Source organism: Nonomuraea sp. NPDC001699 (genome assembly GCF_053596455.1).
The window spans coordinates 256,892-281,634 of sequence record NZ_JBSFGF010000005.1 but is presented as its reverse complement, the minus strand read 5'-3'; the positions used below and the strand labels follow the sequence as shown (position 1 = coordinate 281,634).

The following is a 24,743-nucleotide window of genomic DNA, read 5'->3' as shown; positions in this document are numbered from 1 at the left end:
AACGGGATGACGGGCGCGCAGGCTCTGGTGAGGGCGCTTGAACGGGTCGGCGTGGACATCGTGTTCGGCATCCCCGGCGGCGCCGTACTGCCCGCCTACGACCCGCTCTACCGCTCGACCTCGATCAGGCACGTGCTGGTCCGGCACGAGCAGGGCGCCGGGCACGCGGCCGAGGGGTACGCGCAGGCCACCGGCAAGGTCGGGGTCTGCATGGCGACCAGCGGCCCGGGGGCCACGAACCTGGTGACGCCCCTCGCCGACGCCTACATGGACTCGGTGCCGATCGTCGCGATCACCGGCCAGGTGCCCAGCTCGCAGATCGGCACGGACGCCTTCCAGGAGGCCGACATCACGGGCATCACCCTGTCGATCACCAAGCACAGCTTCCTGGTCACGGACGCGGCCGACATCCCCCGTACGATCATGGAGGCGTTCCACATCGCCTCCACGGGACGTCCGGGGCCGGTGCTGGTGGACATCACCAAGGACGCGCTCCAGGCCGAGACCGCCTTCGTCTGGCCGCCGGTCATGCGGCTGCCCGGCTACCGCCCGGTCGCCCGGCCGAGCGCCCGGCAGATCAGGGCCGCCGCCGAGCTGATCGCCGAGGCCCGGCGGCCCGTCCTGTACGTCGGCGGCGGCGTGCACAAGGCGGGCGCGTCCGCGGAGCTGCTGCGGTTCGCCGAGCTGACCGGCATCCCGGTCGTCACCACGCTCATGGCCCGCGGCACGTTCCCCGACAGCCACCCCCTGCACATGGGCATGCCCGGCATGCACGGCTCGGTCCCGGCCGTCGGGGCCCTCCAGCGGGCCGACCTGATCATCGCGCTCGGCACCCGGTTCGACGAGCGCGTCACCGGCGACCTGGCCACGTTCGCGCCGCACGCCAAGGTCGTGCACGCCGACGTCGACCCGGCCGAGATCTCCAAGAACCGGCGCGCCGACGTGCCCGTCGTGGGCGACTGCCAGGAGGTGCTGGCCGACCTGATCACCGCCCTCGACGGCCGGCCGGGTGAGCGTACGGCCTGGTTGCGCACGCTGGAGGGGTACCGGCGCACGTACCCGCTGGGCTACGAGACGTTCGAGGGCGCGCTCGCCCCGCAGTACGTCATGCAGCGGCTGAGCGCCCTGGTCGGGCCGGAGGCCGTCTACACCTCCGGCGTGGGGCAACACCAGATGTGGGCCGCCCAGTTCATCGGCCACGAGCGGCCGGGCTCGTTCATCAACTCCGGGGGCGCGGGCACGATGGGCTTCGCGGTCCCGGCGGCGATGGGCGCCAAGATCGGCTGCCCCGACCGCACGGTGTGGGCGATCGACGGCGACGGCTGCTTCCAGATGACCAACCAGGAGCTGGCCGTGTGCGCCCTGGAGGGCGTGCCGATCAAGGTGGCCGTCATCAACAACGGCAGCCTCGGGATGGTCCGCCAGTGGCAGACCCTCCTGTACGACGGCCGCTACTCCAACACCGACCTGCGTCCCGCCCGCCGCATCCCCGACTTCGTCGCCCTCGCCGAGGCGTACGGCTGCCACGGCCTGCGCTGCGAACGCCCCGAAGACGTGGACGCCGTCATCGAGAAGGCCATGGCCATGGACGACCTGCCGGTGGTGGTGGACTTCGTCGTGCACCGGGACGCCATGGTCTGGCCCATGGTCCCGGCCGGCACGAGCAACGACGACATCCGGATCGCCAGGAACCTGGCTCCGAACTGGGGAGATGACGAATAAGTCAAGTCATTACGAAGCGGCGATAACCGGTAAACCTCATTTAAGCTTCCTTGACCCGGGGCGGCCCGGGGCGCTGAACCGAGGTGGATAGTGGCGCTGCGCGTCAAGGTGCTGGGGCCGATCGTGGCCGAGATCGACGGGGTGGAGGTCGCGCTCGGCGGCCCGAGGCAGCGCGCGGTGCTCGCCGTGCTGGTCGCGGCGCGCGGCCAGGTCGTCTCGGCCGAACGCGTGCTCGACGCCGCCTGGGACGAGGGCGAGCCCGCCTCGATGCCCACCCTGCACTCCTACATCACCAGGCTGCGCAAGGCACTCGAACCCGGCCGGACCAACCGGTCCCCGGAGAGCGTGCTGGCCCGCGTCGGCAACGGCTACACGCTGCGCGTCGAGCCCGACGCCGTGGACGCCGAGCGGTTCGCCCGCAAGGTCGGCGAGGGACAGCTCCTGCTGGAGGCGGGCGACCACAGCGCGGCGCTGGCCGTGCTGGGCGAGGCCGTCGAGCTGTGGGGCGGCCAGCCGTACGGGGAGTTCGCGGGCGCGGCGTTCGCCGTGCCGGAGATCGCGCGGCTCCAGGGGCTGTTCCTGTCGGCGCGGGAGAGCCTGTACGCCGCGCAGCTCGCGCTCGGACGGCACACGGTCGCGGTGCCGGAGCTGGAGAAGCTCACCGCCGAGCAGCCCATGAGCGAGCGCGGCTGGGAGCTGCTGGTGCTGGCCCTGTACCGGTCGGGCCGCCAGGGCGACGCGCTGGCCGCGCTGCGGTCGGCGCGCCGCGTGCTGGCCGAGGAGCTGGGCATCGATCCGGGGCCGGGGCTGCGGGAGCTTGAGGCCGCGGTGCTGGCCCAGGACGACACGCTGCGGCCCGGGGGCGCCGCGCCGCTGCCGGAAAGCGGCGGCAACCTGCCCTTCCCCGTGACCGCTCTTGTCGGCAGGACGGCCGAGGTCGAGCAGGTGGCCGCGCTGCTCGCCGAGCACCGGCTGGTCACGCTCGGCGGGCCCGGGGGCATCGGGAAGACCCGGCTGGCGCTGGAGACCGCGCGGGCCAGGGACGACGCCGACGGGCCGTGGCTGGTCGAGCTGGCCGGGCTGGCCGACCCCTCGCTGGTGGCCGGGGCCATCGCCCAGGTGCTCGGGCTGACCGGGCCGGTCACCGCGCAGCGCCTGGCGTACGCGCTGCGCGGCCGGAGCCCGCTGATCGTGATCGACAACTGCGAGCACCTCGTGGCGGCCGTCCGCGACACGGTGGCCGAGCTGCTGGCCGGGGCGGGCGGCGTACGCGTGCTCGCCACCAGCCGCGAGACGCTCGGCGTGCCGGGCGAGGCCCTGTACGACGTGCCGCCGCTGTCCACGGCCGACGCCCGCGACCTGTTCCTGAGCCGGGCCAGGGCCGCCGCGCCCGGCTGGGAGCCGACCCCGGCGGAGCTGGCGAACGCCGAACGCCTCTGCCAGGGGCTCGACGGGCTGCCCCTGGCGGTCGAGCTGGCCGCCGGGCAGTGCCGCATGTTGTCGGTCGAGCAGATCCTCACCTCGATGGACGACAGGTTCAGCGTGCTCACCGACGGCGCCGGCCCCCGGCGGCACCGCACGCTCGCCCGTACCGTGGAGTGGAGCTACGACCTGCTCGAACCCGCCGAGCGCGAGCTGTTCCACCGGCTCGGCGCGTTCGCCTCGGGCTTCGACCTGGACGCGGCGGCCGCGGTGTGCGGGCGGCCGGTCCTGGGTGGCCTGGGCGCGCTGGTGCGCAAGTCGCTGGTCGCGGTCGAGCCCGGCACCTCGCCGCGCCGCTACCGGATGCTGGAGACGATCAAGGAGTTCGCCCGCGCCCGGCAGGACCCGGCCGAGCTGGCCGAGGCCCAGGCCGCGCACCGGGCCTGGGTGCTGGGCCGCGCCGAGGCCGCCGACGCCAGGATCCGCGGCGAGGGGGCGGCCGCCGCGATGGAGGTGCTCCTCGCCGACCAGGCCGAGCACCGGGCCGCGTTCACCTCGGCGATGCTGGCCGGCGACGGCGGGTACGCGCTGCGGCTCACCGGCCTGCTGTCGTGGTTCTGGTACCGCAGGGGGCACGTCGCCGAGGGGCTGGCCAGCCTGTCGGCCGCCATGGAGCTCTACCCCGACGCCGAGCCCGGCGTGCGCTCCCAGGCGCTGATCGGCATGGCCGGCCTCCACTACCTGGCCGGCGACTTCGTCGCCGCGAGCCGGCGGGCCAGGGAGGCGGCCGAGATGGCCCGGCTGGCCGACGACCTGGTCGCCGAGGGACGGGCCCTCACCTACCGGGCGCTGTTCGGCGGCCTGTGCGGGGCGCCCAACGCTCTGGCCGACGCCCGGGCGGCGCTCGACCTGGCCGAGGTCGCGGGCATGGAGTGGCTGCACGCCGAGGCGCTGATGGTGCTCGGCATGCTGCTGGTGTTCGCGCGGGAGACGGGCGAGGCGGCCGAGTGGCTGACCGACTCGATCGCGGTGGCCACCGGGACGGGACACCGCTTCGTCACCGCCTCCTCGACCTGGCTGCTGATGAAGATCGACCTGCTGACCGGCCGTACCGACCGGCCGCTGGCGTCCGGGCTGCCGATCCTGCGCATGCTCGACGAGGACAAGGACGTCACGTCCTGGCTGGTCATGGCCCACACCCTGGCCGGGGTGCTCGCCGCGGGCGGGCTGCCGCGCGACGGCGCCCGCCTGCTCGGCGCGGTCGAGGCGGTCGGGGCCCGGGTCGGCTTCTCGCCGCCGGAGCTGGACCCGGCCGACGGCGCCGAGCGGGAGCGGCTGATCCGCCACGCGCTTCCCGCCGACGAGCTGGCCGAGTGCCTGCGCGAGGGGGCCGGCCTGTCGCCCGCCCAGGTGCACGACCTGCTCGACACGCTGATCAGGAGCCGCGTCCACTGACCCGGGATTCCCGCCGGCCCGGACGGGTTGACCTCAAGTCGCCTTGAGGTAGCAACCTGGCAGGGAAGCTGTTCCGGATGAGGAGTGGGCATGAGAGTTGTGCGGGTGACGAGGTTCGGCGGGCCCGAGGTGCTGGAGACGCAGACCGTCCCCGACCCGGTGGCCGGGTCGGGCGAGGTCGTGGTGCGGGTCGCCTTCGCCGAGATCAATTTCATCGAGACGCAGCTCAGGCGGGGGTTCACGCCGGGGCCGCCGCTGCCCGAGCTCCCGTACGTGCCAGGCGGCGGCGTGGGCGGGCTCGTGGTCTCCGTGGGCGAGGGCGTCGATCCCGGGCTGGTGGGGCGGCGGGTGGTGACCCGTACGCCGGGCTTCGGCGGCGGGAACGCCGAACTGGTGGTAGCCAGGGCCGCCGACCTGGTCGAGGTGCCGGACGAGCTCGAACTGGCCGACGCGACGGCGCTGCTCGTGGACGGCAACACGGCCGTGGGCCTGTTCGTCAACGCCGCCATCCGGCCCGGCGAATGGGTGCTCGTCGAGGCCGCCGCCGGAGGGCTCGGCAGCCTGCTCGTGCAGCTCGCGCGGGGGGCCGGCGCGCGGGTCATCGGGGCGGCGGGCGGCGCGGCCAAGCTGGAGGTGGTGGCCGGGCTCGGCGCCGAGGTCACCGTCGACTACTCGCGTCCCGGCTGGACCGACGAGGTGCTCGACGCGACCGGCGGGCGCGGGGCCGACGTGGTCTTCGACGGCGTGGGCGGCGACCTCGGCCGCCAGGCGTTCGAGATGACCGCGCGCGGCGGGCGGTTCTCCGTGCACGGCGCGTCCAGCGGCAGCACCACGACGGTCGATCCCGAGGAGGCCGCCCGGCGGGGCGTCACCGTGATCGGCCTGGAGCAGCTGGCCGCCCTGAGCGGCGACGGGAACGAGCGGACCGGACGGGCGATCGCCGAGGCGGCGGCCGGGCGGCTCAGGGCGGTCGTGGGGCGTACGTTCCCGCTGGAGCGGGCGGCCGAGGCGCACGCGGCGATCGAGGCCCGCGCGGTGAACGGCAAGACCCTGCTGGAGGTCTGACCGCCGGCGGCCCGATCCAGGCGGGCCATGGGGTCATAATCGAGGCGTGCACCGGCCGTCCAGGCGACTTCTGCTCCAGGCGGGCGCGGTCGCCGTGGCCGGCGTGGCGGGGGCGCTCGCCCGGGTCGAGCCCGCCCACACGCCGGACGACTCCTTCGTCACGCTGCGCCGCCGGTGGCGGGAGGTGACGGCGGGGTCGGGGTTCGACGCGGGCGCGGAGCCGTACCGGACGCGGCTGGCCGAGGCGGGGCGGCGGGCGGCCCGCCACCGGGCGGCGATGGCGTACACGGGCACGTCGCTCTGGCCGGACCAGCCGTTCCCGTCGTTCGTCGCGACGCCGCGAAGGCTGCTGGCCATGGCCCGCGCGTACGCGTCGCCCGGGACCGGGCTGACCGGCGACGCGGGCCTGGCCGCCGCCGTCGCCGCCGGGATCGACCACTACCGCCGCCACGTGTACGCCGACGGCGCCGACCCGGCCGGCAACTGGTGGCACTGGGAGATCGGCGTGCCGAAGGCGCTGCTCGACGCCGCCGTGCTGGTCGGGCCGCACCTGGGCGAGCGGCGGAGCGCCGCGTTACGGGACGCCGTCGACCACTTCGTGCCCGAGAGCCGCCTGGGCGACTACAGCGGCACCAGCACCGCCGCCAACCGGGTGGACCTGTGCGTGGTGATGCTGCTGCGCGCCATGCTCAGGGCCGACCCGGGCAAGGCGGGGCTGGCGGTCTCGGCGCTCTCCCCGGTGTTCCGCACGGTCTCCGAGGGTGACGGCTTCTACCGGGACGGGTCGTTCGTCCAGCACTCGACCGTGCCCTACCAGGGGGCCTACGGGGTGACGCTGCTCGCCGGGCTGGCGACGTTGTTCGCGGTGCTGCGCGGCACGCCGTGGGAGGTCGCCGACCTGACCGTGTTCGCCATGGTGGAGCGGTCGTTCGCGCCGTTCGTCCGCGACGGGTTCTGCATGGACCTGGTGCGCGGCAGAGGGGTCGGCAGGAAGCCGTTCGGCGACCACGACAGGGGGCGCGAGCTGGCCGACGCGATCCTGCTGCTCGGCGAGGTGGCCCCGGCCGCCGACCGGGCCCGCTGGCAGGCGATGGTCAAGGGCTGGGCCGTACGCGAGACGTGCCGTCCCATGCTGGCGGAGGCCGAGCCGGGCTTCCACGCCCGCCTGGCCGCCGTCCTCGGCGACGACGCCGTGCCCGCCGCGCCGGAGCCCGTCGGCCACCGGCTGTTCCCGATGAGCGCGCGGGCCGTGCACCGCCGGCCGGGCTGGTGCGCCGCGCTCAGCATGGCCTCGTCCAGGATCGGCCACTACGAGCACGGCAACGGCGAGAACCTGCGGGGCTGGCACACCGGCTCGGGCATGCTCTACTGGTGGGCCGACGGCCACGCCGACCAGTACTCCGACTCGTTCTGGACCACCGTCGACCCCTACCGGCTGCCCGGCACGACGGTCTCGACCCGGCGGCTGCCCGACGGCGCCGGCCCGGCCTGGGGCGACACCTGCCCGCCCGGCCGCTGGGTCGGCGGCGCCACGGACGGCTTGTACGCCGTCGTCGGCCAGCACCTCAACGGCCTCGACAGCACGATGGAGGCGTTCAAGTCCTGGTTCTTCCTCGACGACGCGGTGGTCTGCCTCGGCGCGGGGATCAGCGGCGCGGACGGCGTGCCGGTCGAGACGATCGTGGACAACCGCAGGACCGCCGCCCCGCTGACCGTCGACATCCGGGCGGGCTGGGCGCACCTCGACGGCCACGGCGGCTACGTCGTCCCGGACGGCCTGCGCACCCTCCGGGAGCGGCGCGGGAACCGCGACTACCGCACGCTCTGGCTCGACCACGGCATCGACCCCGACCAGGCGGACTACGTCTACCTGCTCCTGCCCGGCGCGAGCCGCGAACGCACGATCGCCAGGGCCGCCGATCCCGGGTGGGCCCGCGTGCTGGCCAACACCGCGCGGCAGCAGGCCGTCCGGGTGGACGCGCTGGGCGTCACCGCGGCCGCCTTCTGGAACGACGGCGTCGCCGGCCCGCTGGCCGCGTCCGGGCCCTGCGCCGTGCTGGTCAGGGAGGACGCCGAAGGCACGGCCACGGTGACCGTGGCCGATCCCCGGCGCGACCTGGACGGGCTGACCGTGACCTGGGACCGGCCGGTCGCCGAGGTGCTGCGCGGCGACCCGCCGGTGGTGGGCGCGGCGACGGGCGACCGGCTGACGCTCACCTTCGGGCCGCTGGTCCGCCTGGAGGGCGCCTCCGTCACGCTGAGCGTGCGGCTCGCATGAACGTCAGGACATGACGGCCTGGGCGGCGACCAGTTCGGTGTACTTGCCGCCCACGGCCGTCAGCTCGTCGTGGGTGCCGCGTTCCACCACCCGGCCCGCGTCGATCACGAGGATCACGTCGGCGTCCCTGACCGTGCTCAGCCGGTGGGCGATCACGATCCTGGTCTGGACGAGCCGGCTCAGGTTCGCCTCGATGGCCGCCTCCGTGGCGCTGTCCAGGTTGCTGGTGGCCTCGTCGAGCAGCAGCACCTTCGGGCGCGACAGGACGGCACGGGCCAGGGCGAGCCGCTGCCGCTGCCCGCCGGACAGGCCGCCACCGTCGGTGAGCATCGTCTCGTACCCCATGGGCATGTCCATGATCTCGTCGTGCAGCGCGGCCAGGCGGGCCGCGGCGACCACCCGCTCCAGCGACGCGCCCGGCTCGTTCAGCGCGATGTTCTCCCTGATCGAGCCGCTGAACAGGGACGGGTCCTGGGTGACCACGCCGAACTGGCGGCGCAGCGTGCGCAGGTTCAGCTCGGCGGCCGGGACGCCGTCGTAACGGATCTCGCCCAGCACGGGGGTGTGCAGCGCGAGCAGCAGCCGGGCCAGCGTGCTCTTGCCCGAGCCGGACGAGCCCACCAGGGCGACCTTCTGCCCTGGCCGGATGGAGACCGAGACGTCGCGCACGGTCCAGGGGGCGCGCGGGTCGTGGCGGAAGCTCACCCCGCGCAGCTCGACCGAGCCCCGCAGCCGCAGCACCTCGATGCCGTTGCTCGGCTCCGGCTCCGAGGCCAGGATGTCGGAGAGCCGGTCGAAGTGCGCGCCCGCCTGCTGGAGGCTCTGCAACCCGGTCATCAGTGAGCCGAGCGGGGTCAGCGCGCCGAGCGCGATGGCGTTCAGCGCGACCAGCTCGCCCACCGTGAGCTGCCCGTCGAGCACCCGCCAGGCGCCCAGCCACAGCAGCCCGAGCGGCGCCGTCACCCGGATCGCGGCCAGCGCCGACTCCAGCAGCCCCCTGGTGAGCCCGGCGCGCACGTCCGCGTTGAGCTGTTTGGCGAAGTGGGACGACCACTGGTCCACGGCCCGCTTCTCGGCGCCCGACGCCTTCAGCGTCTCGATGCCGGTGATCGTCTGGATGAGGCTGGTCTGGGACGCCGCCAGCGCCGTCAGCTCCTGCCGGGTGAGCGTGGCGATCCGGCTCGTCGTGGCCAGCAGCAGGATCGTCTGCAGCACGGCCACGCCGGTCAGCGCGAGCCCGAACACCGGGTCCCAGAGGTAGACCAGCGCCAGGTAGCCCACGGCCAGCGGGCCGTCCAGCAGCGCCGCGACGACCTGCCCGGTGAGGATGTCGCCGAGCGTCGAGACGCTGCCCGCCCTGGTCACCAGGTCGCCCCTGCCGCGCTGCTGGAAGTACCGGTACGGCAGCGTCACCAGGTGGGTCACCAGACTTTCGGTGAGCTCCTGGTCGGCACGGGCCCGTACGGCGACCAGCAGGGCCGCCCGCAGGTACCCGATCACGAGCTGGGCCGCCCCCGCGAGCAGCACGGAGACGCCCAGCAGGGACAGCACCTCCACCGCCCGCCTGGGCACGATGGAGTCCAGGAGGAGCTGCGAGAACATCGGCAGGGCGAGCCCGAGCAGCTGCAGCAGCAACGAGGCCGCGATGAGCTGCGCGAGCAGGCCCCTGCGCCGCCGGAACAGGGTCCGGACGAACTCCTTGCGCCAGGCCCCCGCCGCCGAGGTCGTGCCGCGCCGGAAGCCCTCGCCCGGCTCGAACACCAGCAGCACGCCGGTGAACCCGGCGCCGAACTCCTCCGCGGTCAGCCTGCGGCGGCCGTACCCGGGGTCGACGACGTCCACGTGGTCGGGGGACCAGCGTTCGACCACGATGAAGTGGTTGAACTCCCAGTGCGCGACGGCGGGGAGCGGCACGCGGGCCAGGTCCTCGGGGGCCAGGGAGAAGGCGCGGGCCTTGAGGCCGTGCTCGCGGGCGCCGTCCACGATGGCCTTGGCGCTCAGGCCGTCCCGGCCGACCCGGAGCTGCTCGGCGATCTGGTGGAGGGTGGTGCGCTGCCCGTGGTGGCACAGCACCATGGCCAGGCAGGCGGCGCCGCACTCGGTGTCGGTGTTCTGGAGCAGTACGGGGACGCGGCGGAACATCAGGCGACCGCCTCGACCGCGACCATCGTCAGCAGGACGCCGATGACGAGGAGCACGGCCGCCAGCAGCCACAACGCCAGGAACGACGGGGTGCTGATCACCAGTGGCAGCCGGGTGACCCGCGACATCGCCCGATGCCGCAACGCCTCCTCCCGGAAGAGCCCGTGCCCGTCCTGCCCGCTCTTGTCCTGCCCGCCCGGCTGCACCGGCTGTGTCGGCTGCACCGGCTGGGGTGGGTGGGGGGCCGCGTGGCGGGGGTGTGGTGCGGCGTGACGCGGGATCGGGCGCGTCGTGCCGTACGGATCGTTCAAGGCCGGCGCCCCCCGCCTCGGACCGTCGTCTGCCTGACCCGCCACCCCATGGCCCACCTGCCCCTCCACTCAAGTCACGACAAAGGCTAGGAACGCCTACTTGGAAGCCACTTGGGATCGACTGCTTGACGCGCACAAGGGCAAGGTTCGGGCCTGGGACGTCGTCAACGAGGTGATCGAGGAGGACGGCCCGCTCCGGAAGTCCATCTGGCTCACCCACCTCGGCCCCGACCGCCACTCGTGGGTGCCGGGCTGGTTCGACGGCGAAGGCGCCGCCTGCCTCCTGGACGACCGCCTGACCCCCAAACCCGCCTAACCACAAAGCCCTAACCCCCGGCCCCTACCCCCCGGGCCCCCGGCCACCGAAAGGGGCGGCGGAACGGTCAGCGGAAGAGGAGGTCGGGGAAGCTCTGGTCGGGCGCGTCGGTCGGGTCGTGGCCGGTCGGCGAGGGGAAGGAGGTGGGGGTGGGCTCCGAAGGGCCGGCGTCCGGCGTGGGCGCGGGGGACGGGACGGTGGTGTCCGTCCCGCCGGGCGTCGGCGTCGGCGTGACCGTGGCGGGCGCCGACGGGCTGGGCGTCGCGGACGGCCCTGTGGACGGCCCGGGTGACGGCGTCGGGCTCGGCTGCCGGGTGGCGGGACGTTCGTGCCGCGGCTCGCCGACCGCCCGTCCATCCCGGCGGTCCTTCCTGCCCGGCGCCCTGCCGGCCTCGCCCGAGGTGCGTCCGGCGACCTGATCGGCCACCGTGCGGTCCGCGACGAGCTCGTAGATCACGATGCTCCCCATGCTGACGGTGAACACCAGCGCCGCCGCCCCGCAGACCCTGGCCCACCGCGGCCTCTTGCCCCCCTTCCCCCTGACAGCCCGCGCCGCGGCGGGAGCGACGGGCGGGCCCGGCGGGTCAGGGGTGGCGGGCGGGTCGGGCAGGGCCGGGTGGCCGCGCAGGGCGACCGCCGTGCGCCGCTTCACCTTGTCGCCGGTGCGCTTGAGGTAATGCGTGTAGACGTCGGCGACGACGGTGCTGGCCACGCTCATCATCGCGGCCCCGATCACCGTCCCCGCCGTGCCCAGGTACGAGGCCGCGACCGCGGCGGTGACCGCGGCCAGGGCGCTTCCCACGATCTGCGGCCCGCTCAGCTCCAGCTTCCGCTGCTTGCCGCCCATAGCCAGGATCGTCCCCTCTTGTGCTGCGACGAAGGTGAACAAGCCACCTTGGCCCCCACAGAGCAGGACGCCCACGGCAACGCGCGGCACTTTGCCGCCTCCTGAGCCCGCCCTTGCCGAGGACGGGAACCGCCCGCGCCGCCATCACCCGGCCTGTGCGTTCCGCGGACGGCGGCTCACCGCACGAGCGGTAGCCGGCTCACCCCCGTCATGGTCGGCGTGGGGATGAAGAGCACCGGGTCGTCGGGGTCGGTGCGCAGGACCTCGACCCGGTCGAGCAGGATGTTCAGCGCCACCCGTCCCTCCAGCCGGGCCAGGGGGGCGCCCAGGCAGAAGTGGATGCCGCGGCCGAAGGCGAGATGCGGGTTGGGATCGCGGCCGGCGTCGAAGACCTCGGGGTCGTGGAACTGCCGGGGGTCCCGGTTGGCCGATCCGAGCCAGAGCATGACCATCTTGTCGGCCGGTATCGTCACCCCGCCCAGTTCGACCTCGCGGGTGGTCGACCGGCCCAGCGCGGAGAACGGGGTGAAGAGCCGCAGCGACTCCTCGATCACGGCCGGCACCGTGGAGCGGTCGGCCCGCACCTTGTCCTGCTGGTCGGGGAAGGCGTCCAGGCAGACCACGGTGTTGCCGAGCAGCATCGTCGTGGTGATGTGCCCGGCGAGCAGCAGGACCATCGCGAAGTTGACGACCTGGTCGTCGGGCAGGCGCTCGCCGTCCACCTCGGCCTCGACCAGCTTGGTGAGCAGGTCGGCGCGGGGCCGCGCCCGGCGCTCGGCGGAGTGCCCGGCGAGGTACTCGGTCATCTCCCGCCACGGTTTGAGGGTGCTCGCCACCTGCGCGCTCTGTTCCTCCGTGGGCTCGGCGAGCGAGACCTTGGCGTCGCGCTGGAACAGTCCGTCGGCCCACTTCCTGAACAGGGCCCGGTCGCTGCTCGGCACCCCCAGCAGCTCGGCGATGACGATGACGGGGAGCGGGTAGGCCAGGTCGGTCACCAGCTCCAGGCGGTCGCGGCCCTCGGTCGCGTCGAGCAGCTCGTGGGTGACGGCGGCGATGCGCGGTTCGAGGTCCGCGACGACCTTGCGGGTGAACGCGCTGCTGACCAGCTTGCGCAGCTTGCCGTGCTCCGGCGGGTCGATCTGGGTGATGAACCCCTCCAGCGAGATCTCGTCGCCCTGCGGCAGCAGCCCCTTGGGGACCAGCCGCATGGTGTCGGAGGAGAACGTGGTGGGGTCGCCGAGAACGTCGTGCACTTCCTGGTAGCCGTGGACGTTGTACATCCCGGCGGCGGCGTCGTACTCGACGGACGGGCCCGATCGGGGCCCGTGCAACCAGAAGTGCTGCTTGGAGATCTTGTACCGTTCGACGATGTCGGACATCGCCTCTCCTTAGTCGTAGATCCACTTGCGGTAGGGCGGGATCAGCTCCTCGAGAATCGCGACGTACTCCGCCGCCGCCGCCTCCAGCACCTCGGCGGACGGCTCCTCGGCGGGCTCGAAGGCGTGGCGCACGGTGAAGGCGAGCGCGTCCGCCCGCTCCTCGACGCTCAGCTCCGACCCCGTGGCGTCGACGCCGTTGATCAGGTAGAAGCCCGTGGACGCGGCGCTCAGCGTGTACCGGGGGTGCGGCATGTCCGCCCTGAGCAGCCCGTACCGGTCGGCCACCTGCTGGAACCGCTGGGAGGCGAGGAGGTCGTGGCTGCGCAGCGGATGCTTGGCCAGCTTGCCCAGCAGCTCGAAGTCGGTCGTGAACAGCGCCTGGAGCAGCGGCCTGCGGCTCATGGAGACGAAGGCCGCCCGCGAGAAGCGGTGGGGCAGCACCTGGGTGGGGTCGCGCCGCAACATCGCCGCGGACTCCTCCACGACCTCGATGGACTCCCGGAGGAGCAGCGCCTCGAACAGCTCGTTCTTGGTCCGCCAGTGCAGGTAGACGGTGCCCTTGCCCACTCCGGCGCGGCCCGCGATGTCTTCGACGGTGACCCTCCGGTACCCGTGACGCAGCAGCAGCTCGCCCGCGGCGTCGAGGATCCGGTCCGCCCTTTCGACCATCGCCACACCTCGTGACTAGATAAGAAATCTGGTCATCAGTCACGCTACGCCGCGCCGGTGCCGCGTACAAGGGGCACGTTCAGCCCAGGACGACGGGCCTGAGCTCGTCCTCGCACCACTGGCGGAAACCGGTGGGCGTGGTGGCCTCCGGGGTACGCGGCTCGGCGTTGTCCAGGCCCCGGTTCTTGGCCTCCATCATGTCGGCCATCCCCTGAGCCATCGCCTCCGACCTGCCCTGCTCGACCATCATGGCCCTGAACGCCGCCACCGGCACGTGCCGCAGCCGGATCGGCCGTCCCAGCACGTCGGACATGATCCGCGCCATGTCCTCGCCCGACAGATCCTCCGGCCCGAGCACGGGGACGTCGGCCCGCCCGGTCCAGCCACGGTCGAGCAGCAGCCCGGCGGCCACCGCCGCGATGTCGCGGGTGGCGCAGGCGGGGGCCTTGAGGTCGCCGTGCACCGGGGAGAAGAACACGCCCTGGTCCCTGATCACCGCCGCCTGGTCGAGCAGGTTGTCCATGAACGAAGGCAGCGTCAGGGCCCGGTAGTGCACGCCCGTGCCCGTGATCAGGTCGTCCATGGCCAGCGAGGCCGTCACGAGACCGGCGTCCAGGGGCAGGCCGCGGCCCAGGGCCGAGACCCCGACCACCCGGCCGACGCCACGGCTCACGAACGCCTCGCACGCCGGCCGGGTGAAGTCCAGGTAGGCGGCGTCGAGGCCGGCGGCCCGCGGATTCGGCGGGACGACCCAGAACACGGCGTCGGCGCCCGCGAACGCCTCCTCGACGACGCGCGCCTCGCCGTGCGACCCCGGCACGACCTCCACCCGCTCGCGGACGGGCGCCGGAAGGCGGGCGGGGTCCCGTACGACGACGCGGACCGGCTCGTCCGCGGCCAGGACGAGGTCGAGGACCTGCCGGCCGATCCGGCCGGTGGGCGTGGTGATGACGATCATGGAGGACTCCAGGGGGAAAACGACGGGGTCGTAGTGGGGGGCACGGCCAGTCAACCGAGCACGGCGGCGAACCTGAAGGACCGATCCGATCACCATTGATACCCTGCCGATATGAATGACCTGGAGGTCCGCGAGCTCCGCTACTTCGTGGCCGTGGCCGAGGAGCTGCACTTCGGGCGGGCCGCCGCGCGGCTCGGCATGGCTCAGCCCCCGCTGTCCCGCGCGATCCGCGAGCTGGAACGCCGGCTGGGCGTGCGCCTGCTGGAGCGCACCACGCGGCAGGTCACCCTCACCCAGCCGGGCGAGATCTTCCTGCGCGACGCCAGGATCGCCATCGACGCGGTCACCGCGGCGGCCCGCCGGGTCCGGCACGCGGCCCGTCCCGAGCCGGGGCTCCGGGTGGCGCTCAAGGCCGACTATGATGCCGGGCTGCTGCCCCGCATCCTCGCCGCCTACCGCGAGGAGGAGGCCGCGCTCCCGGCCGAGCTGCTGCTGGGCGGGCGCAACGAGCAGGCGCCGGCCCTGCGCGACGGCCGGGCCGACGTCGCGCTGCTGGTCACCCCCTTCGACGACCGCGACCTCGACACCGAGCCCCTGCTGACCGAGCCCCGCCTGGTCGCGCTGTCGGCCGCCGACCCGCTGGCCGCCCGTCCCCGCCTGTCCGTGGCCGACCTGGCCGGCCGGCCGCTGCCCGACGGCACCCTGGCCGAGTGGGATGGCGCCGAACCGCCCCCGGGCCGCCGCCCGCCGCGCACCGGCCTGGACCTGGCGCAGATCTGCAACCTGGTGGAGCTGGGCAGCGCCATCTGGTTCGTCCCGGTCTCGGTGGCGCGGCGGCACCCCCGGCCGGGCGTCGCCTACCGGGAGGTCGCCGACCTGTCGCCGTCGGTGCTCGCCGTGGGGTGGCCGCAGGGCTCCCGCTCACCGGCCGTGGCCGCGTTCGTCCGCGCCGCCGTCGCCGTCGCCTCGGGTGGGGCTGGACCCACGTCGTACGGGGCGTGGCGGGATACCGGGTGACCGGCGCACGATCGTACGTTCTCCGAGGTCGGGCGGAACCGCCCGGGAACCGGAGAAGACAGACGTGCCCACCACGGACGGTCGAGGAGGTGCCCGGACATCGCCAAAAAGGGCAGCCTGCCACAATTGGCGTCGTGCCGAAGGACGCTGGCAGGTGAGGTCGCCCACGAGGGGCGGACCCCTGCGCTGGGGCGCCGAGATCGTGCTCGGGCTCTGCCGTTCGGCCGTCCTGGTCCTGCTCACCTGCCTGATGCCGACCGTCGGCGTCGCCGTCGGCTACGGCGGCTCCAAGCTCGCCTACTCCTGGTCGGCGAACCTGACCGGCCCCCCGTTCGTCGTTGCCCTGGCGCTCCTGGGGGAGACGCTGGTGGTGATCCTGTGGATCGCCGTGGCCCTGTGGTGCGTGCACCCGCTGACCAGCCGCACCCTCAGCCAGGCCGCCCGCCGGCTCGCCGCGCGCTGGCTCGGCCTGCGCGTCGAGGTCGCCTACCGCGTCCCCGCGCCGGTCACCCGCATGGCCACCGGCCACTGGTGGGACGGCGAGGAGTACCACAAGTCCGAACGGGAGGCCCGCCGCCGCGCCCGGATGAACGCCCGCTTCCACGATCCCCAGCTGCACTGGGACGGGCTGTGGTGCCTGCTCGCCGGGGTGAGCGTGCTGCCGGTCGCGGCCCTGCCGCCGGCCGGGATCGCCGGCGGCGTCCTCCTGACGCTCACGCCGGGCTTCCTGGGTCACGGCGTCGCCCTGATCATCGCCGGCCTGGCCGCGGCGCCGTTCGCGTGGCGGGTCCTCGGTCTCCTGGGCCGCCGCTTCCTGGGCCCGATCCCGTACTCGCGGCTCGGGCGGCGGGTGGAGGAGCTGGAGGCCATCCGCGCCGACCTGACTCAGACCCAGGCCGCCGAGCTCGAACGCATCGAGCGCGGCCTGCACGACGGCGCCCAGGCGCGGGTGGTCGGCATGGGCATGTCCATGCAGGCCGCCGAACACCTCCTGGAGACCGACCCCGCCGCCGCCCGCGCGATCCTGGCCGACGCCCGCGCCTCGTCGATCGCGGCGCTGGCCGAGCTGCGGTCGCTGGTCCGCGGCATCAACCCGCCGGTGCTCACCGAGCGCGGCCTGGTCGACGCCGTACGGGCCCTGGCGCTCGACGCGCCCGTCGAGGTCGACGTACGCAGTTCCGTGCCCGCGCGGCCCGAGCGCCCGGTCGAGTCCGCGGTCTACTTCGCCGTCGCCGAGCTGCTGGCGAACGTGGCCAAACACGCCCGAGCCACCCACGTGACCGTCGAGCTCGACTACGAGCCGCGCACGCGGACCCTCACCGCGGCCGTCACCGACGACGGTTCCGGCGGGGCGACCGCGTCCTCCGGCTCCGGGCTGGACGGCATCAAGCGCCGGATGGCGGCCTTCGGCGGCCTTCTGGAGATCGACAGCCCCCTCGGGGGACCCACCCGCGTCTCAGTGGCGGTGCCGTGCGCGTTGTCATAGCCGAAGATCTCTTCCTGCTCCGCGACGGGCTCGTCCGGCTCGTCCAGGCGTACGGGCACACCGTGGTCGCGGCCGTCGACTCCGGCCCCGCCACGCTCGAAGCGCTGCTCGCCACCCGTCCGGACGTGGCCGTCGTGGACGTACGGCTGCCGCCGACGTTCTCCGACGAGGGGCTCCAGGCCGCGCTCGCCGCCCGCCGCGAGGTGCCCGGCCTGCCCGTGCTGATCCTCTCCCAGCACGTGGAGCAGCTCTACGCCCGCGAGCTCCTGGCCGACGGCCAGGGCGGCGTCGGCTACCAGCTCAAGGACCGCGTGCTGGACGCCGGCGAGTTCATGGACGCGCTCACCCGCGTCGCCGGCGGCGGCACGGCCCTCGACCCGACGGTGGTGGCGAAGCTGCTCGGCCGCCCCGCGCACGCCGACCCCCTCGCCACCCTCACCGAACGCGAGCGCTCGGTGCTCGAACTGATGGCCGAGGGCCTGTCCAACACGGCGATCGCGGCCCGGCTGTTCCTCAGCGAGGGCGCCATCAGCAAGTACACGACCACGATCTTCGCCAAGCTCGGCCTCGCCGCCGACGACGACACCAACCGCCGGGTGCGGGCCGTCCTCACCTACCTGGGCGCCACCGCCCCCTAGTGCTCGACGGCGCGTTCGGCCCGGGCCGGCAGGAGCAGCGCGGTGACCACCACCGCCACCGACAGGACCGCGCCCACGATGAACGCGAGCCGCATGCCGTCGAGGCTGGCCAGCGCCTGCGTGACGCCCTCGGCCCGCAGGGTGTCGGCCCGCGCGCTCATCACGGTGATCACGAGCGCGGTGCCGATGGCCGCGGCGACCTGCTGGAGCGTGCTCAGGATCGAGCTGCCGTGCGAGTACAGGTGCGGTGGGACCGCCCCGAGGCCGAGCGTGAAGACCGGGGTGAACGTCGCCGCCAGGCTCACCATGAGCAGCGCGTGCAGGCCGAGGAGCTGCCAGTAGGGCATCGTCATCGTGACCTGGGTGAACCCGGCCAGCGCGAGCGTGATCCCGATCGAGCCGGGGATGACCAGCACCCGGCCGCCGTGGTTGTCGAACAGCCGGCCGACCGCCGGACCGAGCAGGCCCATCGCCAGGCCGCCCGGCATCACCAGGAGCCCGGTCTCCAGCGGGCTGAGCGCCCGGACGTTCTGCAGGTAGAGCGGCAGCAGGATCATCGAGCCGAGCATCGCCATGAACGCCACCGACATCAGGACGAGCGCGACCGTGTACGTGCGATGGCGCAGCGTGCGCAGGTCCATCAGCGGCGTGCCGCGCTTCTGCAGCGCGAGCTGCCGGACGACGAAGACGGCGATGGTGACCAGCCCGGCCACCGTGATCGCGACGGCCACGCGCGAGTCCCCGCCCTCGAACCGGCTCAGCCCGTAGACCAGGCCGCCGAAGCCGGCCGCCGCCGTGGCCACGCTGAACCAGTCGATCGTGCTGATCTCGGGCTCGCCGGTGTTCCTGAGCTGCCTCAACCCGCTCCACGTGATCAGACCGGCGATCGGCAGCACCACCGCGAACAGCAGCCGCCACGACCCGAAGTGCAGGATCACGCCGGAGATCGCCGGGCCCATGGCCGGGGCGACGGAGATCGCCAGGGTGACGTTGCCCATCACCCGCCCCCGGTCCTTCTCGGGCACGACCTGCATCAGCGTGGTCATCAACAACGGCATCATCACGGCCGTGCCGGACGCCTGGATGATCCGGGCCCCCAGCAGCACCCCGAACACCGGCGCGACGGCGGCCAGCGCCGTGCCGAGCAGGAACAGCCCCATGGCGGTGGTGTACGCCGTGCGGGTGGTGACCCGTTGCAGGAACCAGCCGGTGATCGGGATGACCCCGGCCATGGTCAGCATGAAGGCCGTGGACAGCCACTGAGCGGTCTGCTCGGTGATGTGCATGGCGTCCATCAACCGCGGGATCGCGTTGATCATGATCGTCTCGTTGAGCACGACCACGAACGTCGCCAGCACCAGCAACCGGATCACGGCCGGCGTGCGGCGCGAGCCGGCGCTCACACCCGTGGTGGATGACTCAAGCTGTGGGCTGGACACGATACCTCTATCGGATTCGGGCCTGGCATCGTCACGGCCGGCCTGGCGGTTCCCGGTCTCATCAGCAGTCCTCGTCACCCCCATACTGACCAACCCCACCGACGAAACTCATCGCCCCGCCATCGCGACCCACCACCACGAACAGCACACACCGGACGAACCCGCAGCTCAACACCGGTATCTCCCAGCCGTGGAAAGGCATGGAAACTCCGCTTCCTCACCCCACCACCTGCCGATCGCCGGTCAGGGGCGGCTGAAGAAGAGCTGGAGGTTGTCGACCGAGTAGCCGGTGGGCGCCGCCGCGACCTGCGGCCCCGTCTCGTTGTGAAAGTCGATGGGGACGGCCGCCCGCTGGTATGTGTTCTGGTCGCGCCAGCCGAGCAGTCGGTCCTCGTCCCACCAGGAGATCACGTCCTTGGGGGCGATCCCGATCCGGGTGAGCAGTGCTCCGCCGGCGCTCTCCCAGACGCACGTCTGGTCCGTGCGCGACGGGCAGTGGGTCATGAACCGGTTCCCCGACGGTGACAGCCAGTTCACGCCGCCGAAGAGCTGCCCGACGTGTCGCAGTTTCCTTGAGATCTTGCCGTCGAGGGTGAACAAGGTGACGTCCAGGGCCGGTTGCCCGTCGTCCTCCGGCCTGTTCTGGACTGCCACCGTCGTGCCCCGGGCGTCTCCCCAGACGAAACGGCCGGTGTAACGGTCGGGATGGCCGACTCGGGTGAAACGCGCATGCATCGTCGCCATGTCGACGATGACGAACCCGTCAAGTGAGTTGTTGTCCTTGGAGGCGGTCATGAGCAACCGCCGCCCGTCCGGCGACCAGACCAGGAGCCACGTGCCCCTGGGCGCGGCGACCGTGGGAACGACGTGCGTGTCCCCGGTGGCGACGTCGGTGATCGTCACGTGGTCGCGATGGCCGGTCGTGGGCCACTGTTCCGTCCCGGTGGCCGTGTGCGCGAGGTCCGGCGAGAGCACGTCCACCTTGCCGCCCACACGCTCGCCGCCGACATAGGCGTTCTGGTTCATCACGTACGCGGGCAGCACGTCCCGCTCCACCGTGACCTGCGTGCCCGGCAGCCGGACGAGCGTGATCGGCCCGCTGCCTTCGGCCGGAACTCGGGGGACCGCCTGAGCGGCGGCGGGAACGCGCAGACGGGCGGCCATGGACCCGGCGAGCTCGGTCAGGCGTCCGCGCACGGCTGCGTGGTCCGACGTGACGCGCACGACGGCGGTGCCGACCCTGAACACGACCAGACCGGACGTCTTCGCCGCCCGATCCCCGACACCGGCCACGCCGGCCAGCGCGTCGGCCTCCGCCAGCGTCCGCAGGAGTTCGTCGGCCTCCTCGACACTCGGAGCCACCCACACGACCCGCGCGGACAGCGTGGTCCCGTCCGCCCCCGTGTACGTGCACGCCACAGGACGCGGCATCGACAGGTCCCCCAGCGTGCTCTGCGCCGAGGTGGCGGTGAAGGCGGGCCCCGGCGGCAACGCGCAGGCGTCCGGCCAGCGGTGCGGATCGACGCCGGACAGCGGCGAGGGCCCCGCCGGCGCGCGGACGCGCCGGAACGCGGTGAACCGGACGCGCATGGTCTGCCCGACCCCGTGCAACCGGGTCCACGTGTACAGCCGTCCGCCGGCCGCCCCCACGATCTGACCGGGCACGGAAAGCGTGTACGACCGGGACCGCCCGGTGTCCGGGGCGATGACGTCGATCATCCGAAGGCTTCCGGGCTCACGCGTCCGGGAGCCCACGAGATAGGGGCCGGCGTTGAGCAGCCCCGTGTATGCGGGTTTGGACCAGGCGGGGCCGCCCACCTCGGCCAGGGTGCTCGCGTTGCCGCTGCGATATAAGGCGTACAGTTCGCCGCCTCTGCCGACGACCGTGCAATCGGGCCAGCAGCCGGTCTGCCTGGAGACCGTCTCGCCCCGTGAGCCGAGCACCGTGATCGCATGATCCTGACGGACCACGACCGCGTCGCCGGCGAAATGGACGAACGGCGGCGGCGCGGCCGGGAAGGACACGCTCCAGCGCGTGGCACCGGTGAGCGCGTCCAGCAGCAGCACGTGAGCGGTCGCGCCGCAGGTGAGGACGAGCAGCGCAGAGCGGGCGCGGGCGGTCGTCGTGGTCGCCTTGCAGCCGTCGGGCACGAGGAAATGCCACAGATCCGCGCCGGTCTCGACGTCCACACCGCGCAGGCCCTTGCGATCTCCGGCCACGAAGGCCGCCGGGCGCGCCTCGCCCACGGACGTCGCGTACCAGCCAGGGGGAAAGGACAGACCATTCCTGCGCCACCGCTCCTTGCCGTCGGCCACCGAGATCCCGACCAGGAACTGGTCGGCGTCCTTCAGCCGCGGCCGGTCGTAGGCGACCGCGATCATCTCGGGTCCCGGCTGCCAGTTCACGGCCCGGGCGGTCAGCAGCCGGTACGCCCACGTGGTGCTCCCGTCGGCGGTGTCGTACGCGAGAACCCCCTGGTTGGTGCGGGCGAGGAAGGTGCCTGCCGTCACGTCGGCCTCGAACGTCCCGTTCGGTACGGTGACATCCACCTGCCAGGCGGTGGTGAAGCGATCGTTCCCGATCGCCCCCGGACCGACCGGCGACAGAGCCAAGGCGCACAGGAGCAGCGCGAGCACGACCGGTGCCCTCAGTCGCCGACGCCGCATATCCATGGCTCCTTGGAGGTGCGGTAGCCGCTCATGGCCTTGTCGCCGTAGGCCACCGCGTACTTCTTCGCCTGCCCGGTGACCCTGAAGGGTTCTCCGCTCGGTTCGCGGATGAAGGTGCTCTTCAGCTCCGTCCCGGTCCCGTCGTCGTAGACGACCTCGATGTCCCACTCGTACCAGCGGTCGTCGGCCTCTGCGGTGAAGTCGATGGTCATGCGCTCGTCCATCTCCAGATCCACGCTGTGCGGCAGGAACCGAGAGCTGTCCGCCTGCTCGGGCCGCTGCCTGTCGAGGTCGACCTTGAGCTTGAACTCCGAGCTGTCGCCCTGCGAGGGAATCCGGATGCAGGTGCCGGCCGGCTTCGCGCCCGAGGTGATGACATGGGGCCGTACGTCTATGATCCGCACGGGCCTGTTCCGGTTGCCCTGGAGGACGATGACGATGTTCATCGAGCCCACCCGGGCGGCGTGGTGGCGGTCGAGCATGTCCCGGAGCTGACGATCGTTCGGACCACGCTGGAGAAGCGCCAGGTCGCTGCCCGAGGTCAGGACGTCCCGCATGGCCACGACGTCACCCACGTTGATTCTTGAGGTGACCCTGCTGGACAGGACCGGGGCGCCCGTGAGGTCCTTGCCCGCGTCGGACAGGCTCTTCAGCACGCCACTCGCCGCCACCGCTCCGAGAAGCACCACGACCAGGACGACGAGCAGATACTTCCGTGGGACCCTGGTGCCGGTGGCGATCGAGACGTCACGGGCGGCCCCGATCTGGATGTTGTCGCCGCCGACCGACGAGTCCTGCAGCGACTGAGCGGCCGGGGGCGGGGGCGCCGGCGTCACGGCGGCAACTCCCGGAGGGATCGGGCGGCCAGGCGCGCGAGCCGTACGGTCAGGTCGCGGTCGCCCGCGCCGTCGATCCGCACCACCGCGCTCCCGACCCGCAGGGCGATCGTGTCCGTCAACTGCTCGTCGGTGAGGAGCTGGTCGGCCGGAGCGGGCGCGAGCTTCTTGGGACTGGCGTACGGCATGTTCGCCAGCAGCTCCTTCGCCTCGCCGGGCGTCGTGCCCACCCACACCACGTCGACGCTGATCGTCGGCCGCCCGCCCTGTACTTCGGGGAGCAGATCACAGCCGACGGGCGTGTTCAGGCCCAGTTCGGGCGCCGCCCGCCGGGGAACGGCGCGGAAGTGCACGCCCGGCAGCTCACGGGCCAGCACGGACGTCGGCAGGAGCGCACACGCGTCCGGCCACGCGGCGCGCGCCACCCCGCCTCGCGCCACGACGCCGGGTTCGGGTTCGGCGGGCAGGCCGAGCCCGTAGGCGTTCAGCTGAGGGCTGTCATCGCCGGTGACGACCAGGAACGCCTGGTCGTTCATGGCATGCGGATCCCCGTCCGGGAACGCGACCACGGGCGTCACGACGCCCTCGGGGCCCAGCGTCTGGATCAGCACGCCGCCATGGGCGCGATCTTCCCCCCAATACGGTCTACCGCCAGAGGTGCCGAACATCGTGTAGGAGCGCGCGTCCTTGCGGGTGAGGACGACGCGCCCCGAGGACCGGTCGAGGATTTCGAGCAGCGCGTCGGTGGTGGCGTCTTCAAAGCGGGCAAGTACGACGGTGTCTGAGGTCGCCACGAAGGAGCAGGAGCAGATGGTCTCCCCGATGTGCTGATACAGGCGCCGCCCCGACGTGTCGAAGAGGTCGAAGGCGTTGTCGCTCTCCAGCCCGACCGCCCCGCCGTCCACCTCCACCAGCGGATTGCCCAGCGGGAACACCGAATGCTCCCAGAGGGGCGCGCCGCTGCCCGAGTCGAGCGCGCGAAGCCGCCATCGCTTGCCGCACCGCATCAGCACCCCGGTCACCCGGTCGTCGGCATCCCCGGCCTCGAAGGCGCAGCCGGGGGTCAGGAGGGAGTCCCACCGCCGTGCGCCGTCCGCCGCGTCCAGCCCTCTGATCGCGCTGATCGCCGGAACGCTGATGACGATCCGTCCACCGCCGGCGCCGACCAGGGAGAAGAAGGGATGCGGCAGCCCCTCGCCGGGCGCCCCGGAGGCCAGTGCCCACAGCCCCCGTCCGACCCGTCCGTTGAAGGCGAACAGAACGTTGCCGTCGCCTTCCACGTCCTCGTCCTTGGACCCGAGCGGCGCCGAGACGGAGACGATGTCCCCGGTGGCGGCGATGGCCTCCTCGGGCGGCGTGAACTGGCCGACCGTGGAGGTGTCGAACGCCCACACGACCGTGCCCGTGACGGCGTTCCTGCCCTCCACCCGCTTGCCGTGCGTGATGACGAGAACGTCATCGAGCAGCAGAATGTTGGACAGACCATCCTTGAACGTGCTCTTCCACAGCAGCGAGCGCACTCCACTGGGGATCTTGACCGGAGCCGGGGACACCGCCTGCGCCGGGGACAGCAGCGCGAGGCAGCCGACGCACAGCAGTGCCAGCCAGAGCACGGACCGGCGATGACGCCCCTGAGCCGTCATGGTGTCTACGTCTCGGATCGCCGCCCGATGTGGACGTCACGTGCTTGTCCGATCTGGATGTTGTCGCCCCCGATCCTGCTTCCGGCCACGCTCTGGCTGACCGACGGCGTGGGGGCCGAACCGAGCAGTTGGACCACGTCCTCGGCCAGCACGGGGTCGACGGCGAGCGCCTTCTTGAGCTGTACGCGCAGAGCCGCCGGGAAGTCCTCGTCGTCGGGGACCTCGGCCACGTCCTGCACCGCGGCCTCGATCTGCGCCCGGCTCTCATCGCGCTTGGTGAAACGTTCGAGCAGCCGCTTGCCCAGATTCACGGACTCGTCGGCGGCCAGGTCCTGCGTCTTGGTCAGCACGGCGGTCCCGTAGGCCGCAATGGCCGACATCACGTACGGCATGACCTGGTTGGCCACGGCCACAACATCCATCGCACCTCCTGTACGAAAGGCTGCCGAC

Annotated in this window: 19 protein-coding genes; 8 read left to right on the top strand and 11 right to left on the bottom strand. The window is 72.9% G+C overall.

All coding sequences use genetic code 11. The features are described from left to right. Nucleotides 1-6: 6 nt before the first annotated feature. From ACWCSU_RS17845 to ACWCSU_RS17830, 4 genes are all read left to right on the top strand, one after another. Nucleotides 7-1,722, top strand: a complete 1,716-nt coding sequence (locus tag ACWCSU_RS17845) for an acetolactate synthase large subunit (RefSeq protein WP_449936085.1) — start codon at nucleotides 7-9, stop codon at nucleotides 1,720-1,722. Nucleotides 1,723-1,812: 90 nt separating this feature from the next. Then, entirely contained in the window at nucleotides 1,813-4,599 is a 2,787-nt protein-coding gene (locus ACWCSU_RS17840; RefSeq protein WP_449936083.1) for a BTAD domain-containing putative transcriptional regulator, read from the top strand. Nucleotides 4,600-4,689: 90 nt separating this feature from the next. Next, a complete protein-coding gene (locus ACWCSU_RS17835; protein WP_449936082.1) occupies nucleotides 4,690-5,664 on the top strand; it encodes a zinc-binding dehydrogenase in 975 nt (324 codons plus the stop codon). Between the two features lie 46 nt (nucleotides 5,665-5,710). Then, nucleotides 5,711-7,942 carry a polysaccharide lyase 8 family protein gene (locus ACWCSU_RS17830; protein ID WP_449936079.1) on the top strand — a complete coding sequence of 744 codons (2,232 nt, stop codon included), beginning with the start codon at nucleotides 5,711-5,713 and terminating at the stop codon, nucleotides 7,940-7,942. Nucleotides 7,943-7,945: 3 nt separating this feature from the next. On the opposite strand, the gene ACWCSU_RS17825 is transcribed toward ACWCSU_RS17830, so the two are convergent. Further along, complete coding sequence (locus ACWCSU_RS17825; RefSeq protein ID WP_449936078.1) at nucleotides 7,946-10,084, bottom strand: peptidase domain-containing ABC transporter; 2,139 nt, start codon at nucleotides 10,082-10,084, stop codon at nucleotides 7,946-7,948. After that, entirely contained in the window at nucleotides 10,084-10,308 is a 225-nt protein-coding gene (locus ACWCSU_RS17820; RefSeq protein WP_449936077.1) for a hypothetical protein, read from the bottom strand. Before ACWCSU_RS17820 ends, ACWCSU_RS17825 begins: the two co-directional genes overlap by 1 nt. A gap of 187 nt (nucleotides 10,309-10,495) precedes the next feature. Here ACWCSU_RS17820 and ACWCSU_RS17815 point away from each other — a divergent pair, with 187 nt between their 5' ends. Beyond that, nucleotides 10,496-10,711 (top strand): endo-1,4-beta-xylanase, encoded by a 216-nt coding sequence (locus ACWCSU_RS17815; protein ID WP_449936075.1) that lies wholly within the window; start codon nucleotides 10,496-10,498, stop codon nucleotides 10,709-10,711. A gap of 67 nt (nucleotides 10,712-10,778) precedes the next feature. On the opposite strand, the gene ACWCSU_RS17810 is transcribed toward ACWCSU_RS17815, so the two are convergent. The 4 genes from ACWCSU_RS17810 to ACWCSU_RS17795 all read right to left on the bottom strand — a co-directional run bounded on the left by ACWCSU_RS17810 (nucleotide 10,779) and on the right by ACWCSU_RS17795 (nucleotide 14,564). Continuing rightward, a complete protein-coding gene (locus ACWCSU_RS17810) occupies nucleotides 10,779-11,558 on the bottom strand; it encodes a hypothetical protein (RefSeq protein ID WP_449936072.1) in 780 nt (259 codons plus the stop codon). Between the two features lie 176 nt (nucleotides 11,559-11,734). Next, a complete protein-coding gene (locus ACWCSU_RS17805; RefSeq protein ID WP_357702109.1) occupies nucleotides 11,735-12,937 on the bottom strand; it encodes a cytochrome P450 in 1,203 nt (400 codons plus the stop codon). 9 nt (nucleotides 12,938-12,946) lie between these two features. Then, complete coding sequence (locus tag ACWCSU_RS17800; RefSeq protein ID WP_357702111.1) at nucleotides 12,947-13,606, bottom strand: TetR/AcrR family transcriptional regulator; 660 nt, start codon at nucleotides 13,604-13,606, stop codon at nucleotides 12,947-12,949. Between the two features lie 79 nt (nucleotides 13,607-13,685). Further along, a complete protein-coding gene (locus ACWCSU_RS17795) occupies nucleotides 13,686-14,564 on the bottom strand; it encodes an NmrA family NAD(P)-binding protein (RefSeq protein ID WP_357702113.1) in 879 nt (292 codons plus the stop codon). A 111-nt stretch (nucleotides 14,565-14,675) separates the two neighbouring features. Between ACWCSU_RS17795 and ACWCSU_RS17790 the strand changes: the two genes are divergently transcribed. From ACWCSU_RS17790 to ACWCSU_RS17780, 3 genes are all read left to right on the top strand, one after another. After that, nucleotides 14,676-15,581, top strand: coding sequence for a LysR family transcriptional regulator (locus ACWCSU_RS17790; protein WP_449936068.1), 906 nt, complete (start codon nucleotides 14,676-14,678; stop codon nucleotides 15,579-15,581). A 154-nt stretch (nucleotides 15,582-15,735) separates the two neighbouring features. Continuing rightward, a complete protein-coding gene (locus tag ACWCSU_RS17785; RefSeq protein WP_449936067.1) occupies nucleotides 15,736-17,067 on the top strand; it encodes a sensor histidine kinase in 1,332 nt (443 codons plus the stop codon). After that, the gene (locus tag ACWCSU_RS17780; RefSeq protein WP_364083877.1) at nucleotides 17,052-17,705 is read left to right on the top strand and encodes a response regulator transcription factor; all 654 of its coding nucleotides are present in this window, start codon (nucleotides 17,052-17,054) and stop codon (nucleotides 17,703-17,705) included. The genes ACWCSU_RS17785 and ACWCSU_RS17780 overlap by 16 nt, the downstream gene beginning before the upstream one ends. Here the strand turns inward: ACWCSU_RS17780 and ACWCSU_RS17775 are convergent. From ACWCSU_RS17775 to ACWCSU_RS17755, 5 genes are all read right to left on the bottom strand, one after another. Next, nucleotides 17,702-19,108 carry an MDR family MFS transporter gene (locus ACWCSU_RS17775; RefSeq protein WP_449936065.1) on the bottom strand — a complete coding sequence of 469 codons (1,407 nt, stop codon included), beginning with the start codon at nucleotides 19,106-19,108 and terminating at the stop codon, nucleotides 17,702-17,704. The genes ACWCSU_RS17780 and ACWCSU_RS17775 overlap by 4 nt on opposite strands. 279 nt (nucleotides 19,109-19,387) lie before the next feature. Further along, the gene (locus ACWCSU_RS17770) at nucleotides 19,388-21,811 is read right to left on the bottom strand and encodes an outer membrane protein assembly factor BamB family protein (protein WP_449936063.1); all 2,424 of its coding nucleotides are present in this window, start codon (nucleotides 21,809-21,811) and stop codon (nucleotides 19,388-19,390) included. Beyond that, entirely contained in the window at nucleotides 21,793-22,650 is an 858-nt protein-coding gene (locus tag ACWCSU_RS17765; protein ID WP_449936061.1) for a hypothetical protein, read from the bottom strand. Before ACWCSU_RS17765 ends, ACWCSU_RS17770 begins: the two co-directional genes overlap by 19 nt. Next, nucleotides 22,647-24,263 (bottom strand): outer membrane protein assembly factor BamB family protein, encoded by a 1,617-nt coding sequence (locus ACWCSU_RS17760; RefSeq protein WP_449936060.1) that lies wholly within the window; start codon nucleotides 24,261-24,263, stop codon nucleotides 22,647-22,649. The genes ACWCSU_RS17765 and ACWCSU_RS17760 overlap by 4 nt, the downstream gene beginning before the upstream one ends. 35 nt (nucleotides 24,264-24,298) lie before the next feature. After that, entirely contained in the window at nucleotides 24,299-24,715 is a 417-nt protein-coding gene (locus ACWCSU_RS17755; RefSeq protein WP_449936058.1) for a hypothetical protein, read from the bottom strand. Nucleotides 24,716-24,743: the final 28 nt, after the last annotated feature.

Excerpts from the sequence above, each read along its gene's own strand:
- ACWCSU_RS17845 (WP_449936085.1), top strand. The coding sequence starts at position 7 with ATGACGGGCGCGCAGGCTCTGGTGAGGGCGCTTGAACGGGTCGGCGTG.
- ACWCSU_RS17835 (WP_449936082.1), top strand. The coding sequence starts at position 4,690 with ATGAGAGTTGTGCGGGTGACGAGGTTCGGCGGGCCCGAGGTGCTGGAG.
- ACWCSU_RS17825 (WP_449936078.1), bottom strand. The coding sequence starts at position 10,084 with ATGTTCCGCCGCGTCCCCGTACTGCTCCAGAACACCGACACCGAGTGC.
- ACWCSU_RS17810 (WP_449936072.1), bottom strand. The coding sequence starts at position 11,558 with ATGGGCGGCAAGCAGCGGAAGCTGGAGCTGAGCGGGCCGCAGATCGTG.
- ACWCSU_RS17805 (WP_357702109.1), bottom strand. The coding sequence starts at position 12,937 with ATGTCCGACATCGTCGAACGGTACAAGATCTCCAAGCAGCACTTCTGG.
- ACWCSU_RS17800 (WP_357702111.1), bottom strand. The coding sequence starts at position 13,606 with ATGGTCGAAAGGGCGGACCGGATCCTCGACGCCGCGGGCGAGCTGCTG.
- ACWCSU_RS17795 (WP_357702113.1), bottom strand. The coding sequence starts at position 14,564 with ATGATCGTCATCACCACGCCCACCGGCCGGATCGGCCGGCAGGTCCTC.
- ACWCSU_RS17790 (WP_449936068.1), top strand. The coding sequence starts at position 14,676 with ATGAATGACCTGGAGGTCCGCGAGCTCCGCTACTTCGTGGCCGTGGCC.
- ACWCSU_RS17770 (WP_449936063.1), bottom strand. The coding sequence starts at position 21,811 with ATGCGGCGTCGGCGACTGAGGGCACCGGTCGTGCTCGCGCTGCTCCTG.
- ACWCSU_RS17755 (WP_449936058.1), bottom strand. The coding sequence starts at position 24,715 with ATGGATGTTGTGGCCGTGGCCAACCAGGTCATGCCGTACGTGATGTCG.